Raw genomic sequence first — 17,186 nt, 5'->3', positions numbered from 1 at the left:
CAATTCCCTGATGTAAATGCAGACAAAATATGGTATGATATAAGGTACGAGATTTCGAACCGACGGAACTGTGGGAAGACAAAGCAGTTACCGGGACAGGATAATGAAACGGCAGGTGATAGGAATGAAAGAGAGAATTAACCGGCTGGCGAAGGGAATCATCGATTCGGAACAGCCGAAGATGACCTGGTCGCCTGAAAAGATAGACGAGACGCTGCGGATGAATACCCTGATGCAGAGAAATTTATGGATCGGGAGCGAAAATGGATTAAGTGTGAAGGGATTTGTGTATTCCTCAAACCTGCGGGTGCGGATTCCGGGGGATAACAATTCGTTTGGCGGACTCCGGTGCCGGATCGTATATGAAGTGGACACTTCGTTCCTGACGGCAGGCGACACGATCACAGGTTCTTTTTATCTGGTGACAAACTGCGGGGAAGAGGAGATTCCGTATGAGTTTCACGTCGAGGTGGCAGACGCCGGGAAGACTTTAGGTGATCTGAAAACGGCGGAAGATTTTCTGCACATCGCGGAAAATGATATGGAGACGGCGCTCCGGCTTTTGGAGTACCCGGATTTTGTGGAAGTGCCGTTTATGCAGGATCTGCATGTGCGCGCACTCTATGACGGCCTGAAGGGGCACGGCAGCCGGGCAAATTTTATGGAAGAATTTCTGGTTGGACTGGGCGTGAAAAAGCCGGTCGGTCTGACGATTCCGGGCAGGGCGCGCGTATATGCCGAGCTGGCTGAGAATGCCGAGGACACGATCGAGATCCGGATGGATAACTGGGGCAGTGTGTACCTGGAGGTGACGGCAGACGGCGAGTTCCTCCATCTGCCGAAGAAGAGTGCGACGCAGGCGGATTTTGAAGATGGTCTGCTCCGTCTTCCGGTACGGATTCTGGCGGAACGGCTGCATGCCGGAAAGAATTTCGGTGCCGTCCTGATTCACACTGCCAGAGAAACCGTGCGGATCCCGATCGAGGCATCGGCTGCCGATGCGGGCGGATGCGACCGGGCACATATGTCATTCCAGAAAGAGCTTGGAAATTATCTGACTGCCCGTCTGGCGTATGAAAATGGGATCGGCGGCCCGGAGGCGGTTCACCAGATGCAGCGGGAGCTGGATCTGATGAAAATGACGCACTATGACGCGGGACTGCGGCTTTTGCAGGCGGAATTATACCTTTTGACTGATCGGCGTGAGAAAGCGCAGACGATTTTAAAGGAGCTGCAGGATTCAGCGGCGCTTAAAATATCGGGCGACCGGAAGCTTAACTGCCTGTACCGCTATCTGTACGTGACGCTGACCGGCAATGCCGAGCAGAAGGACACTTTGATCCGCCTGCTGCAGCAGTATGCGTCGGAGGAGACGGGCAGCAGCCTGTTTTATTATCTGATGCTTCTGCGTCTGGATGAGGAACTGCAGAAAAATCCGGTTACGGTGCTGATCAGCATGGAGCAGGAGTTTAAGGATGGCTGTCACAGCCCATTCCTCTATGCGGCGGGACTGAAACTTCTGGAGAGTGATCCGCTCCTTTTAGACAATGCGGGCAATTTTGAGCTTCATGCCCTGTACTATGGGGCACGCCGGAAAATTATCAGCCGCGAGCTGGCACTGGCGGCGGTCCGGGTGATGCGTGCGTCCCGTTCGTACCGGGAGTTTTACAGACGCCTTTTGACGGAACTTTACGGGCTGTATCCGGAGACGGAGATTCTGGAGGCACTCTGTGCAATGCTGATCCGGGGAGACTGCCGGGAGACAGCCTGTTTTGAATGGTATAGCCGGGCGCTGGAGGCAGATTTGAGTCTGACGCGCCTGTATGAATATTATTTATATGCGATGCCGGAGAATTATGACCGCCTGATGTCGCGTGAGGTATTTTTATACTTTTCGTATTCGGCAAATTTGGATGCGGGGTCACTGGCGAAGCTTTATGCGAACCTTCTTACATATGGAACGCCGGATTCGGATATTTACCGGATGTACGAGCGGGCGATGGAAGAGTTTGCGGTGGATCAGCTTTTCAAGGAACGGATAGACGGTGCCCTGGCGGTCCTGTACCGGAAATTGATCTATCCGGAACTGATCGATACGCAGATGGCGCGTGTCCTGCCGGGGATTTTGAAATCCTGCCGGGTAGAATGCCGGGAACCGGCGATGAAATACGTGGTGGTGCGCCATGAGGAGCAGATGACGGAGGACGCGTATGTGCTGAACGAGGGCACGGCGTATGTGCCGCTGTTTTCGGAGCGCGATCTGGTTCTATTCCAGGATGAAAATGAGACGCGGTATGCGCGGGTAAATTGCGCCATCCAGCCGGTATTTACGGATATGGAGGAACTTTTACAGACCTGTTTTGAAATGAATCCGATGCATCCGTTCCTCTTTATGAATGCGTGTGCAAAAGCCTGCCGCAAGGAGGTGCTGACCGGGGACGATGCGATCCTTTTGGAGCACGCGGATCAGAAGATGGAGCTGCACCCGCTGTTTAGGGCAAAGGTGCTGTCAGCGATCGTGCGGTATTATAAGAGGATGGCGGATGGGATTGAGGATGCGAAAAAGGATGGAAGTGTTTCATACCTTCTGAGTCTTGACAAGGACCAGCTGACGCGGGATGAGAGAAACGGCGTCTGCGGGACGCTGATCCGGTGCGGGCATTTCAGCGAGGCGTATGAGATGGTGTGCCGGTATGGTCTGGAAGGTCTGCCGGTCAATCTGCTGCTGCGGCTTTGCGGGAGAATGCTGCTTCAAAATCTCTTTGACCGGGATGACCACCTGCTTTATCTGACCTGGTATGTCTTTGAACACGAGAAGCCGGACAGTGTGATTCTCGATTATCTCTGCGAACATTTCAACGGTACGGTGGATCAGATGTACCGCGTCCTGATGCAGGGGCTGCGGCTCCGGGTGGAGACGTACGATCTGGAGGAACGGCTGGTGGCGCAGATGCTCTTTACCGGCAATACAGCAAAGTTAGACCGGGTGTTCGAGCTTTATGCGTCACGCAAGAAAACAGGGGAAAATATCGTGCGCGCGTATTTCACGGTCAAGAGCGTGGAATATTTTCTGGAAAACCGTCCGACGGACGACAAGGTGTTCGCATTTTTGGAGGGTGCTGTGCAGGGAAGCTCTGATCGGGAGCGGATCCCGGATATTTATCTGCTGGCGCTGACAAAGTATTATGCGACGCTGCCGGAGCTTTCGGAGGAACAGCGGCGCCTATGCCAGTCGGTGGTGGATGTGCTTTTAGATGCGGGTATGATTTTTGCCTATTTTAAGGATCTGGCGCGGTTTATCCATATCCCGGGCAATATTTTAGATAAAGAAATCATCGAGTATCACGGAAACCGGGCGGTGCGCCCGTATCTGCGGCTGCGGATTCTGCCGCAGGAGGAAGAGTTCCACTATGAGGAAATGCGTCTCGTTTACCGGGATATTTACATCCGTGAAAAGGTGATTTTTGAGGGCGAGACGCTGGAATATCAGATCGAAGAGGAAGAGGACGGCGTCCGGAAGACGAAAGAAAAGGGAGAGATTTCCTGCCGGGAGATTCCGGGACGCAGCCGGGAAAGCCGGTTTGCGGCGCTCAATGAGATGAGTCTTTCTTTAAAGGTAAATAACGAGACGGCGCTTCGGGAAAAGATGCGGGAGTACCAGAAGAGAGATGCGGCGGTAAGCGCACTTTTCCCGATCGCCTGAGGAAAGGGATAGACGGACAAACGATAGATGAATGGACTTATAATTGGCATGGATCTGTGTGATTCATGCACACATATATCCTGTCAGGGTCAGGAGACGATCTGGTCGGTTCCGACCCGGATCGGAAAAGAACCGGATTCGGACGTCTGGCGGGTGGCAGAGGAGAGTGCCGGGGGCGCGTTAGAGGGCATGGTAGTGGAAGATAAGCTGCTTTCCCTGGCGATGAAGGACGGCACCGCCACGATCGATGGTGTTCGCTACGAGGGCTTATATCTGCTGAAAATGTTCCTGAAGCAGGTGCTTGCGATTCCCAGACAGGCGTCCGGAAAAGAAGAGATAGAAAACCTGGTGATCACGGTGCCAAAGCTTGAGGTAAAGCTGGTGGACTGCCTGATGTACTGTGCCGATTTTCTGGAAATCGACCGGAGCCGGGTTCATGTGATCAGTCACGCGGAGAGCTTTGTATATTACGTGATGAGCCAGAAACGGGAAGTCTGGAGCAACCAGGTGGGAATGTTTGAGCTTTCGGAGAATGGTCTTCATTATTATGAATTGAGAGTGCAGCGCGGGCTGCGCCAGATGCAGGTGGTCGCGGATCAGGAGGAACTGGAGGAGTCATTCCACTTAAATGTGCTGGACAGCGACGCGGGCATCCAGATGGCAGACCGGATTCTTTCCTCCTGTGCGGAACGGCTGCTGCAGAAGCGCCTGTTTTCAGCGATCATCCTGACCGGCAGGGGATTTGCACAGACGGACTGGGCGGCAGATTTTATGCAGCAGATCTGCAAACGGCGCCGGGTGTTTGCGGAGATGGATGTATTTACCCGAGGGGCGCTGATCCGCTCGGAAGATCTCTGTGAAGCGCAGAGTGCGTACCATTTTACCTGTATCTGTGAGGGGCGTCTGAAAACAACGGTTTCCTTAAAGATTCAGGAGCGTGAAAAAGAGGGACAGCTGGTGCTGGCATCCGCCGGGGACAGCTGGTATGAGACGAAAATGACGGCGGAATTTATCGTGTCGGGCACGCCGGAGGTAGAATTTTCACTCCAGCCGCTGGAACCGCGCAAAAAGAAGACGGTGAAGATTCCGCTCGAGGGATTCCCGAAACGCCCGGACCGGACGACCCGGATCGAGATGGCATTTGGATTTACCGGGGAAGACACGATGATCGTCATGATACGTGATTTGGGATTTGGAGAATTGTTTCCGGCGACAAACCGGATGATTAAACAAGAGGTTTCATTATGAGTCTGATACTTTGCCGGCAGGAGCCGGTTCGACATCCTTTTTACATAGAACGGCTGGGCGTCCATATCGCATCGTCGCAGGAGCTGTGTTATGTCATTTATCAGAATCCGCTTCTGGCGCTGGATGGATTTGTGGATGACCGCCTGATTGAGTTTATCCGTTCGGAGCTGGGACTTTCGTTTCTGGCCGGCAAACTGGAGGCATGGCAGCGGAGCGGCGAGAGCCAGGACGAGCTGCCGATCGTGATTCTGCAGGAGTGCTGTTATTATACGGCAAAGGAGATTGCGGCATACCGCCAGAAATTGGCGGCATTTCGCAAAATGAATGCGGCGGAGTTCCAGAAGGAGACGGCGGATTACTATTTCCGCCTGCGGCAGTTTGGGACGGCGATCTATTACTACAACCGGATTCTGGAGGACTGGCGGGTCAAATCGCTGACGGACGAATTTACCGCGAAGATCTGGAACAATATCGGGGCGGCGTATGCCGGGATTTTCTGGTTTGAGAAAGCGTTTACCGCTTATGAAATGGCCTACAATTTCGACAAGAGCCCGGAGATGCTGAAGCACCTGTATCAGCTTGCCTTGATTAACCCGAAGCTGGAGCTTAAGGAGCGGCATGCGGCTGCGATGACGCCGGAACAGAAGGAGATCTGGAAACGGGAACTCGACGAGGCGAACCAGACCGCGGAGAAGTGCGGGAATGTCCGCATGGTCGAGACGATGTTTGACCGCAATCCGGTCCGGCGGATGGAGAGTGCGGGAGAACTTTTAAATGGGTGGAAGCAGGAGTATCGGAAGATGCTCTAATTTTGCTCGCGCCAGTGTCCTTTCCAGGTATACCCGGTCATCAAGATCATTCCTAGTTACCATTTCTTTACGAAAGGAGTTTTCCTATGCGCCTTCTGATTGTCCGCCATGCGGATCCTGATTACTCAATTGATTCCCTGACCCCGGCTGGCTGGGAGGAAGCAAAGCTTCTGGCAGACCGTCTGGCGCCGATTCCGGTGGCGGCTTATTATGTATCGCCGCTGGGGCGTGCGAAGGACACGGCGTCCCTGACCTTAAAAAAAGCCTGCCGCACGGCAGAAATCTGCAGCTGGCTGCGTGAATTTGCCCCGCAGGCGGTACATCCGGGAAAGGATTCCGGGCACTGTGTCTGGGACTGGCTGCCGGATGCGTGGATGGCGGAGCCGAAGTATTTTGATAAGGATCACTGGCATGAAACAGAAGTCTTTCAGAACGCCCATGTAAAAGAAGAGTACGACTGGGTGACTGGAGAGCTTGACCGGCTGCTCAGACGGCACGGATATGTGAGAAATGGATTGTTTTACCGGGCCGTGGCACCGAATGAGGACACGATTGTTTTATTCTGTCATTTTGGCGTCGAGTGCGTCCTGCTTTCCCATCTTTTAAATATCTCTCCGATGCAGCTCTGGCACGGAACCTGTGCGGCACCGTCGTCGGTGACGGTGCTCTATACAGAAGAGCGCCGCTCCGGCGTTGCATCCTTCCGCATGAGCCGTTTTGGGGATGTTTCTCATCTGTATGCGGGTGGACGCGAGCCGTCGTTTGCGGCGCGGTTCTGTGAGGTGTATACACGGTTTGATCAACGGCATGACTGATGGATGTTTCTGTTATTATGTATCGCAATCGTTTGAATCAGCCGATAAATAAATTTTGTGTGAGAGGCTATTTACTGCTCAGCATCCCAATATTTTTAATCAACACCGAGATTGTCCCGTCCATGTTGGTGATAAACTCCACATGGTCGGGATTTCTGTATTCTTCCATCGGGATCGTGATCTCGATGCCGGTGTCAGTGTACAGCTTCTGTTTCTGGAATTTCTTGATCGTCTGTTCATTTTTCGGCGCGACCGTCTCGTAGGAGAGGTTGTAGCGGTCGAGTTTTTCATCCAGCTCCTCGAGCATCTCCGGGCTGCCGGGAAATACTTTTTCGCGCAGTTCGGACACCTTGATTTCGCCCTGTTCCTCTAATTCATTACAGATAATGTCTTTGATTTCCATCTTTTTCTGTGCATCCTCGTCGCCGTAATATTTTTTGGCAACCTGATCGACGGCGCGGGTGACGATGTCGAGCTTGGATTTCTGGGAGAGCGGAGCGCGGCATTCGAGGAAGAGCTCGGAGAAATAGAAGCATTTTTCGCCGTTGACCTCATATTTTTTCTCAGCCAGAATCAGGGAGCCGTCGGAGAGATCGAGGACAAATGCCTCGGAGAGGCGCTGTCCCTGTCCCGGAAGCAGTGCGCGCTGTAAAATGATCTCGTTGCTGTTGCCGCCGTCCGTTTCCCTGGTCTGATGCGTGTAGGAGGTCTTGTAGTTCATCTTTAAGAATGCCAGATAATCCTTGCCCTTGCAGCCGAACACGGTCATCGCCACATCGGCGGCTGGAATGTCAATATTCGCATTCATGATGTCGTAGAGGCGCTCGGCGAGCTGTTTGCTCGTCTCGACGAAATTGTCCGGGGTGCAGTTTTGCAGCAGCTCTTTGACCTCGGATCCTTCTGCAAATGTACAGTGCTTGACATCGTCACTTTCCGTTATTTTCTCGATATGCGCTTTCAGGAAGTCGGAAAAATCGGGTCCGACCTCCATGCTCTGGTCGGAGAGAACCGGGATTCCCACCGAAGAATCGAGGATGTGTACGATGGCTGCCTTTAAAATCATATCTTCACTTTTCAATGTTATCTTACCTCCAGGTTATAACTTCTTTTGTAGAACCATTCTCGACGCACTCAAAGGAAACGGAGTCGCCCGCCTGCACGAACGGAAGCCGCTCGGAAACGGTGATCGCAGCGGTGTAGACGCTGTCGGTGCGGTCATCGGTCAGCGTGAAATAGTAGTAGGTGTTACCGGAAACGACGACATTCTCGATCGCCTCGACCGTGCCGGAGACAGTTTCGCTTGCCGCCGGTTCCTTGGCAGTCGGATCTTCAATTTCCTCCTGTCCCAGCGTCTCACGGTAATTGCGCTTCGCCTCATCGATCGTCTGTCCGGTGCCGACGATCTGGTACTGCGCGACATCGACGAACGCATACATTTTCACAAGCCCTGCAGCATCTTTCAGGGAAATGAAATATGCCGGTCGTCCGGAAATATTTAAGAGAAGCGGGAAGGTCGCACTGTAATTTAAGTGCTGCACCTGTCCGCGCGCGGAATCCATTGCGGCGAGCTCGGTGGCGCCCGGAACGGTGTAAAATTTCGTTTCTTTCGTCCGCAGGTTGACGAGGACGAAGCCAATGTTCGACTCATCTGAGGTTACAGAGCTCATGCCGGTGTACAGCCACACATCGTCGTCGATGGCGAGATAGTTGTAGCCGTAGGTCGTCCGACGCACGCCGCGCTGACCGAAGATAGAGTTTAAATAACCATTCTGGAATCTGCCGTTGTCGTCGAGCTGTTCCATGATGAGGTTCGAATCATAGAGCTGGTCGATCCACTGCGGGACATTCGCCTTGGCGTACCACTTAGATTCGCCGGTCTCAGCATTGACGAGGATCGCGCCGTCGATGTCCTTGCCGTTCCACCAGCCGATCCGGTAGGCGATGGTCGGCGCCACCCAGTATGGGTTTCCATCGTCGTCGATCTCGAAGGAGACCGTCTCAAACATCCGTGTCGGGTAGCAGAAACGGATGTAGCGGTTGATATTGCGGAAGAAATATTCACTGGTGGAATACTTCATGCCGGAGGACAGCCAGACGAGATCGGTATTCTGATCGACCATATTGACAGCAATGTATGCCGGAAGTCCCTTCTTCTGGTTGTAAAGCCATTTGATCGGGTCGGCATAGCGCAAAGGCGTCACGCGGTACGGTGTCCCCTTGTAGTTGATCTGTGTGTAATTTTCCTGAATCTCAAACTGGGAGACCAGGTCGGTCATCTCACCGAGCTTTTTGCTTCCGAGCCGGGAGGCGGTATCCTTATCAACGACCGGGATCTGCGACATGCCAAGCTCTGCGACATCTGAGGCAAAATCGCCCTCGGTAACGGTGATCAGATCGCGGTAGCGGGACGCATTAAAAAGCTGGATGCCCGCCGCCGAGGCGATCAGGGAAAAGAAGATCAGGACAGCGATCGCGATCATGCCATATTTGCACGGGCGTCCCATCGCCTTAAAACCGGCAAACGGACTGCCGGAGACGTTGGAGTACTTGCGCCGCAGAACCATCCGTCCGGTCACAGGATCGCGCACGACCTCGACGCCGCGGTTTTGCTGCACTGTTTTCAGGAATATGAGAATGCTTTCCATAAAGTTGACTGCCAGTACAATCAGAATGCAGATAATCAGGAATACGATGAAATCCTGATCGTGCAGATTGATGGCGGGCATCATGGTGTAGAACACCAGAAAAATAAGGACGGCAGAGAGAAACAGACGCCCAAACGCCGAAGTGAATTTTTTCAAAATAGAACCCTCCTGACTCGTTTTATGATAAAAAATAGCTGTTCCCATGAAAAAAAGGATTTCGCTGATTGTAAATGTGATAGAACTCTATTGTATCGCACGACGGGAGATAAAATCAAGCCCGGTAACGGAATTTGCCGTGGCTTCGCATTTAAATACGGCAAATTCCCGGGTTGAAGTCGGGAAAAAAACAGTTGTCCTTCCGCCGAAAATATGCTATGATTACTATGTTTATTCAGGAGGTGCGAAGATGATCAAGACGATCCTTACGATCATATTTATTATTATCTGTGTATTCCTGTCGGCGGTAATCCTACTGCAGGAGGGCAAATCGGCAGGTCTGTCCGGTTCCATCGGCGGTATGGCTGACAGCTACTGGGGCAGAAATAAAAGCCGTTCTATGGAAGGAAAGCTGGAGAAGCTGACCAAATATGCTGCAATTCTGTGGCTGATCCTTGCATTAGTTTTGAATTTGAAATTCCTGTAAGGAACCTTTAAGAGGCTGTCGCGTGGCAGCGGGATCTGTTTCCTGAATCTGATATTTGCCGGTGGTTTCCGAGCAGATGCAGGGGTGAGAGGCAGAGAGCGCTGGACGTGGCAGCTTTTTTTCATAGGAAATGGCGCGAGAATGTGAATTAAGAAAGAGAAGTGAGATAGATTTGAACATATTTGATAAAATCATGGGAAAAATAAAGAGAAGCGAGGCTCAGAAATACGCAAAACAGCAGAAGCGCCAGGCGCAGATGCAGAGTGCGGCAGCTTCACAGAAAGAGGAAGGACAGAAAATGCCGGAAAATCGCAGGAGAGAAAGAGAGGCGTTTGAAAAACGTCAGCAGACGGAGATGAAGCTCTCGGACGAGATGCTGGAGAGGATCCGGAAGAATGCAGAACAGCGGTTTGCGATGCGGAAAGAAGAAGCGCGGGAAGAGAAAATGTCCGGAGAAAGCCGGGAGAGCAGCGTACAGCGCCAGATTGACGGGGATGGGTTGATCGGCGAGTGGGAAGAGAGGTACGGAAAAAAGAAGAAAAAGCCGGAGCGTGCGAAAGGTCCGAAAGAGGAATCGGTGCGCCGGAAAAAGGATAAAGCGGGAAAGAAAGACCGTGATCGGAAGTTTGAGCGTGAGATGGATAAGAAGCGCGAAAAGCGCGGCGAGAAGAAGTGTGAGGATATTGGCGCTTCCGAGGAGGAGTTTACCCGCCGCTGCAAGATGATTCAGGATGTCATGAATGAACCGGCATACGTGCCGATGAAGCTGAAGGAGCTGGCACTTCTTTTAAATATTCCGAAGGAACAGCGCCGGGAGCTGCAGCGGGTTATCGATCATCTGCTGGAGGAGGGAAAAATCAGCATGTCCCGCAAGGGCAAGCTGGGACGTCCGGAGACATTTTCAGAGGCAGGTATTTATTCGGGACACCCGAAGGGCTTCGGTTTTGTGACAATCGAGGGACGTGAGCAGGATGTGTTCGTTCCGCGTGAAAAAACAAAGGGCGCGATGCACGGCGATAAGGTGCTGGTTGTGATTGAGCAGGAGAGCGACGGCGGACGCAGAGCCGAGGGAAGTATCGTGCGGATCCTGGAGCACGCCAATCAGGAGCTGGTTGGTCTGTATGAGAAAAACGGCGGTTTCGGCTTTGTGATCCCGGACAATCCACGGATTTCACGCGACATTTTCATCCCGCAGGGGTGTGACGCGGGCGCAGTGACCGGTCATAAGGTCATCGTGAAGATCAAGGATTACGGAAACAGCCCGGATAAGAAGCCGGAGGGCGTGATCACCAGCATTCTCGGACATATGAACGATCCGGGAGTCGATATTTTATCGATCGTGAAAGCATACGGTCTGCCGGAAGAATTTCCGCCGGAGGTCATGGCGCAGCTTGAAGAGATCCCGGATGCCGTCCGCGAGGAGGACAAGGCGGGACGCAAGGATTTGCGCGATCTGCCGACAGTCACGATTGATGGTGAGGAAGCGAAGGATCTCGACGATGCGATCACGCTGGAGAAGACGGAGCAGGGTTACCGGCTCGGTGTACACATCGCGGATGTGACCCATTATGTCCGCGAGGGCAGCCCGCTTGACCGCGAGGCATTAAAGCGCGGAACGAGCGTGTATCTGACAGACCGCGTCATTCCGATGCTGCCGCATAAACTCTCAAACGGTATCTGTTCCCTGAATCAGGGAGAGGATCGTCTGGCGCTGAGCTGTATCATGGAGATCAATGACAAAGGCGTCGTGATCGGACATGAGATAGCAGAGACATTGATCCGCGTCGATCGCCGGATGACGTATACGGCGGTCAATGCGATCATCACGGATGATGATGCAGAGACGAAGGAGAAATATAAGGAATTTGTGGATTTATTCCTGCAAATGAAAGAACTTTCGCAGCTTCTCCGCAAGAGGCGCCAGGAGCGCGGTGCGATTGACTTCGACTTTCCAGAGAGCAAGATTTTACTCGACGCCAAAGGACGCCCGATCGAGATCAAGCCGTATGAGCGCAACGCGGCGACGAAGCTTATCGAGGATTTCATGCTGATGGCAAATGAGACGGTAGCTGAGGACTATTATTGGCAGGAAATGCCGTTCCTCTACCGAATCCATGAGAAACCGGATGAGGAGAAGATGGCGAAACTCGGAACGTTCATCAACAACTTTGGATATACATTGCGGATGCCAGGCGGCGAAGTCCACCCGAAAGAGCTGCAAAAGCTGCTTGAAAAGATCGAGGGCACGCCGGAGGAGGCATTGCTCAGCCGTTTGACGCTGCGCTCCATGAAACAGGCGAAATATTCGACCTTGAACTCCGGTCATTTCGGATTGGCGGCGAAATATTATACCCATTTCACCTCCCCGATCCGCCGTTACCCGGATCTGCAGATCCACCGGATCATCAAAGAGTGCCTGCACGGCAATATGGATGCGCGAAAAACCGCCCATTTTGAAAAAATCCTGCCGGAAGTGGCAGTCCAGACCTCGGCACTGGAGCGCCGCGCTGACGAAGCCGAGCGCGAAACCGATAAGATGAAGAAAGTCCAGTACATGGAACATTACATCGGAGAAGAATTCGAGGGAGTCATTTCCGGTGTCACCAACTGGGGCTTCTATGTCGAGCTGCCGAACACGGTTGAAGGATTAGTTCATGTCAATGAACTGCGCGGCGACTATTTCGTATTTGACGAAGCACACTATGAGTTGGTCGGAGAGATGACGAGAAAGACGTACAAGCTCGGTCAGACTATCCGCGTTCGCGTGGCTGCGTGCGACCGGTATGCGAGGACGATTGATTTTATGCCGGCGGTGTACTGGAAGTAGAAGATTGTAAAATAAGATGTAAAAAGTAGAGAGGGAAAGAGGAATTAAAATGGGAGCTGGAATCAAGATGGTGGCGAACAATAAGAAAGCCTACCATGATTATTTTATCGATGATAAATTCGAAGCCGGGATCGAGTTATTCGGTACCGAGGTTAAATCGATCCGCATGGGTAAATGCAGCATCAAGGAAGCATTTATCAAGATCGAGAGCGACGGTCAGGTGTATGTATTCGGCATGCATATCAGTCCATATGAGAAGGGAAATATCTTTAATAAAGATCCGCTGCGTGTGCGGAAACTCCTTCTTCACAAACTGGAGATCCGCCGCCTGATGTCGAAGATCAAAGAAAAAGGATACACGCTGGTACCGCTGCAGGTGTATTTTAAAGGAAGTCTCGTAAAAGTGGAGATTGGACTGGCACGTGGTAAGAAGTTGTATGATAAGAGAGACGATCTGGCGAAAAAGGATGCGAAGCGGGAGATTGACCGGGCGTTTAAGGCGAGACAAAAATAAAAGAAAAGATTCCATCTATGTACCGACTTCCAAATGTTAGACCCAAAAATCTAACGATTGGAGGTCGGTATTTTTACGGCTAAATATTCTTTTGAACTTAAATTTCTGTTTCGTTGTAAAAACAACTGAATTTCTGCCGGTGTTTTTTTATAATACGCTTGTAAAGCTAAGAAAGACAAAAAGCCGGCAGCCTGGAAGTGCGCGAATGTGTTCTTGAACGTGAGGGTGCCGCAGGTTAGAAATAATGGCAGTTGATTGCAGAACAACGAAAAGGAGTTATAAAGTATGGAGCGGAAAATGTTTTGTTACCAGTGTGAGCAGACGGCAGGCTGTACGGCCTGTACCGGCAGTGCCGGTGTGTGCGGCAAGAGAGCGGACACCGCCAGGCTGCAGGATAAGCTGACGGGTGCGCTGATTGGCCTTGCAAGAGCGACGGAAGGCAATGAATACCTGATTACCGGGGATACCAGCAGACTTGTATTGGAAGGATTGTTTACCACGGTAACAAATGTGAATTTTAACAATGACACCATCACTGAATTGATCCGGCGGGTTGAAAAAGAGAGAGAACGCCTGGTGCCTGATTGTTTCGTGTGCACGGTCTCCTGCGGCAAAAATAACAATTATGATATGAATAATCTCTGGGAGGCAGACGAGGATGTCCGTTCTCTGAAATCGCTGATTTTGTTCGGAATCCGCGGCGTTGCGGCGTATGCTTACCACGCGGCCGTTCTGGGATATACCGATGACACGATCAATCGCTTCTTTTTTAAGGCGCTCTTTGCGATCGGCATGGATGACTGGGGCATGGACGAGCTGCTTCCGATTGTCCTGGAAGTGGGTGAAATCAACCTCAAGTGCATGGCGCTTCTGGATCGAGCCAACACCGAGACTTATGGAAATCCTGTTCCGACGCAGGTGCCTCTGACCGTGGAGAAAGGTCCGTTTATCGTTATCAGCGGCCATGATTTATACGATTTAAAACAGCTCCTTGAGCAGACGAAAGATAAGGGCATCAACATCTACACTCACGGTGAAATGCTTCCGGCGCACGCTTATCCGGAACTGAAAAAGTATCTTCACCTGAAGGGCAATTTCGGCACGGCATGGCAGAACCAGCAGAAGGAATTTGCAGATATTCCGGCTCCGGTTCTCTTTACGACGAACTGCCTGATGCCTCCGAAAAAGAGCTATGCCGACCGGGTGTTTACGACGGAAGTCGTGTCCTATCCGGAAATGGTACACATCGGCAAAGAGAGAGATTTTACGCCGGTTATTGAAAAGGCACTTTCATTGGGTGGTTATCCTGAGGATATGCATTTTACAGGCATAAACGGCGGCAAAACAGTCATGACTGGATTTTCCCACCATGCGGTTCTTTCAGTGGCGGATACGGTCATCGATGCCGTTAAATCGGGAGCCATCAAACATTTCTTCCTGGTCGGCGGATGTGACGGTGCCAAGCCGGGACGCAATTATTATACCGAATTTGTAAAGCAGACACCGGCAGACAGCATTGTTCTGACCCTTGCCTGCGGCAAATACCGGTTCAATGATCTGGATCTGGGTACGATTGGCGGTCTTCCGAGAATAATGGATATGGGACAGTGCAACGACGCTTACAGCGCCATCAAGGTTGCGGTGGCACTGGCAGAAGCATTTGACTGCGGTGTCAACGATCTGCCGCTTTCCATGGTGCTCTCCTGGTATGAGCAGAAAGCAGTGTGTATCCTGCTGACACTGCTTCATCTGGGGATCAAAAATATTCTCCTCGGACCGTCCCTTCCGGCATTTATCTCTCCGAATGTACTGCAGTATCTGGTGGAAAATTATAACATTGCACCGATCAGCACACCGGAGGAGGATCTGCGCAGATGCAAGAGTCTTTAAGGATATAAATAAATATATAAAGTGAACATTCGTATCACACTGAAATGCGCGTACTTGTGTTCTGTTTTGATTTGAGAGAAACAATAAAATTGGGGCTGTCGGGAAATAGATAGTTCCAAAGCAGGGAGGGTATGACTCACAACGAGTCATACCCTCCCTGAAATTTATCAGAAAAAAGAAAAAAGATGGCTAATGACAACCATCTTTCTCTCCGTTACATGTTATAATGTAACTATGCTAACCAAAAATTATTATAACGATTTTTTGAATTAGGGCAACAGAAAATTAACTTTAGTTTCTTCGAATTGAGTTTACCTGACGACGATCCAGTCTATACCCTGAAAAAAGTGATGGAGGAATTAGATTTTTCTGGCTTGTTAGCCAATTGTTCAGATAAGGGAAGAACCGGGTACAACCCAATCATGATGTATGCTGTAGTTACCTATGCAAATATGCGGGGAATACGTTCTGTTGACCGTATTGTTGATCTGTGTGAAAGAGACCTTGCTTTTATCTGGCTGACGCGCGGACAAAAACCGAGACGTGATGCTTTTTATGACTTTAAGAGCAGAAAGCTGACATCAGATGTCCTGGATGACCTGAATTACCAGTTTATGCGACGGCTGCAGAAAGAAGGGCTGGTCACATTAAAAGAACTTTTTATTGGTGGTACAAAGATAGAGGCAAATGCCAACCGTTATACTTTTGTATGGCGCGGAAGCATCAATTACCATCTTGCAAACCTTCTGGATTCTATCGACCAGCTTTTAAAAAAATATAACGCTTTTTTGCAGAAGAATGATTATGGGACAAAGTATGAGCTGGGAAATGCACAGATGTTTGTGATCGAAGGAATGGATAAAGTCCGGGAAGTGATCGAAAAGAACAGAAAACGAAAGCTTGTAAAACATAAAAAACTCTCCAATAACCGTATTATAGAAATTGATAACTGTTCGCCACTTGAAATACGGAAACTCCAGAACAATCTCATGATGATCGCAGATGGCGAAGGGATCGGATTTGTTTACGGAAAAGGAAAAAGAAAACCTGCACTTCAACAGCTGTACGAGGAACTGGAACAATGTGGAAAACGACTGATGGAATATAAAGAATGCTTTGAGATCATGGGAAAAGACAGAAACAGTTATTCCAAAACAGATCTGGAAGCGACTTTTATGCGCATGAAAGAGGACCACATGCTGAACGGACAGTTAAAACCAGCATATAATGTTCAGATTGCGGTAGAGAATTATTTTATCGTACATGGATATGTAAGCAGTGACCGCACCAATTATAATACCCTGATCCCGGTCCCTGAAAAACATAAGAAAGCTTTCGGGAGTATTCTGGAAGAAGTAACTGCAGACAGCGGGTACTGCAGTGAAAAAAATCTGCTTTATTTAAAACAGAATGAAATATCCAGTTATATAAAGCTGCAGGATCATGAGAAGCGAAAAACACACGCTTATTCAGAAGATATCAGTAAATATTACAACATGAGGACGGGGATCTTTGAAGATGAACAGTTCTATATCTGCCATGACGGACGTGAACTGCGGCATCTCAGGACAGAGACCAAAGATCAGGATGGATATACACAGACCTTTGAGGTATATGGCTGCGCAGACTGCAGCAGATGCGAACACAAAGCCCGCTGTCTGTATAAGTATGATGCGGAGAAAGATGCCGAAAAGAACAAAGTCATGAAGATCAATGAACAATGGGAGGAACTGAAAGAAAGATCCCATGCCAATATCCAGAGCGAACGGGGAATCCTGAAACGCCAGACACGTTCCATTCAGACGGAAGGACATTTTGGAGATATCAAGGAAAATGAGAACTTCCGGCGTTTTAATTACCGCTCGTCAGATAAGATATATAAGGAATTCATGCTGTATGCCATTGGCAGAAATATAAATAAATACCATCGTTTTTTATACGAAAAGCTGAAAAAATTTGAGGGAAAAACTGCCTAGAAAAAAATGTGGTCGTAAAAATCCAATCAAGGATTTTTTGCGGCCAAAAATAGAAAGTATTTACCAAAATAAAAATATCCTGAACAAGTTGCAGAGCCAGAAAGCCTTGTAACTGT

Annotated in this window: 11 protein-coding genes; 9 read left to right on the top strand and 2 right to left on the bottom strand. The window is 50.4% G+C overall.

The features are described 5' to 3' along the window. The first annotated feature begins 124 nt into the window (after positions 1-124). The 4 genes from DW739_RS03160 to DW739_RS03145 all read left to right on the top strand — a co-directional run bounded on the left by DW739_RS03160 (position 125) and on the right by DW739_RS03145 (position 6,575). A complete protein-coding gene (locus tag DW739_RS03160; RefSeq protein ID WP_118742601.1) occupies positions 125-3,703 on the top strand; it encodes a DUF5717 family protein in 3,579 nt (1,192 codons plus the stop codon). A gap of 27 nt (positions 3,704-3,730) precedes the next feature. Then, positions 3,731-4,951, top strand: a complete 1,221-nt coding sequence (locus tag DW739_RS03155; protein WP_118522717.1) for a DUF5716 family protein — start codon at positions 3,731-3,733, stop codon at positions 4,949-4,951. Continuing rightward, positions 4,948-5,760, top strand: coding sequence for a hypothetical protein (locus DW739_RS03150; protein WP_118742600.1), 813 nt, complete (start codon positions 4,948-4,950; stop codon positions 5,758-5,760). The genes DW739_RS03155 and DW739_RS03150 overlap by 4 nt, the downstream gene beginning before the upstream one ends. Before the next feature lie 86 nt (positions 5,761-5,846). Beyond that, on the top strand, positions 5,847-6,575 hold the full coding sequence (locus tag DW739_RS03145) for a histidine phosphatase family protein (RefSeq protein WP_118570419.1): 729 nt from the start codon (positions 5,847-5,849) through the stop codon (positions 6,573-6,575). A gap of 67 nt (positions 6,576-6,642) precedes the next feature. Here DW739_RS03145 and DW739_RS03140 read toward each other — a convergent pair whose 3' ends face one another. Then, the gene (locus DW739_RS03140; protein ID WP_117795671.1) at positions 6,643-7,653 is read right to left on the bottom strand and encodes a nucleoid-associated protein; all 1,011 of its coding nucleotides are present in this window, start codon (positions 7,651-7,653) and stop codon (positions 6,643-6,645) included. 7 nt (positions 7,654-7,660) lie between these two features. Then, positions 7,661-9,376, bottom strand: coding sequence for a CvpA family protein (locus DW739_RS03135; protein ID WP_243023720.1), 1,716 nt, complete (start codon positions 9,374-9,376; stop codon positions 7,661-7,663). A gap of 250 nt (positions 9,377-9,626) precedes the next feature. Here DW739_RS03135 and secG point away from each other — a divergent pair, with 250 nt between their 5' ends. The 5 genes from secG (at position 9,627) to DW739_RS03110 (ending at position 17,070) form a co-directional block, all read left to right on the top strand. Further along, entirely contained in the window at positions 9,627-9,863 is a 237-nt protein-coding gene (gene secG, locus DW739_RS03130) for a preprotein translocase subunit SecG (RefSeq protein WP_107000428.1), read from the top strand. A gap of 721 nt (positions 9,864-10,584) precedes the next feature. After that, a complete protein-coding gene (gene rnr, locus DW739_RS03125) occupies positions 10,585-12,690 on the top strand; it encodes a ribonuclease R (RefSeq protein ID WP_118742713.1) in 2,106 nt (701 codons plus the stop codon). Between the two features lie 49 nt (positions 12,691-12,739). Beyond that, positions 12,740-13,204, top strand: a complete 465-nt coding sequence (gene smpB, locus DW739_RS03120; protein WP_022358767.1) for an SsrA-binding protein SmpB — start codon at positions 12,740-12,742, stop codon at positions 13,202-13,204. 285 nt (positions 13,205-13,489) lie between these two features. Then, positions 13,490-15,094, top strand: a complete 1,605-nt coding sequence (gene hcp, locus DW739_RS03115; RefSeq protein WP_182427924.1) for a hydroxylamine reductase — start codon at positions 13,490-13,492, stop codon at positions 15,092-15,094. 305 nt (positions 15,095-15,399) lie between these two features. After that, positions 15,400-17,070, top strand: coding sequence for an IS1182 family transposase (locus DW739_RS03110; protein ID WP_347560978.1), 1,671 nt, complete (start codon positions 15,400-15,402; stop codon positions 17,068-17,070). Positions 17,071-17,186 lie beyond the last annotated feature (116 nt).

Origin of the sequence: Clostridium sp. AM28-20LB, from assembly GCF_003480665.1 — a bacterium.
Taxonomy (GTDB): domain Bacteria; phylum Bacillota; class Clostridia; order Lachnospirales; family Lachnospiraceae; genus Otoolea; species Otoolea fessa.
Note: the sequence above shows the minus strand (reverse complement) of the source record. Positions and strands in the feature narration are given on the sequence as shown.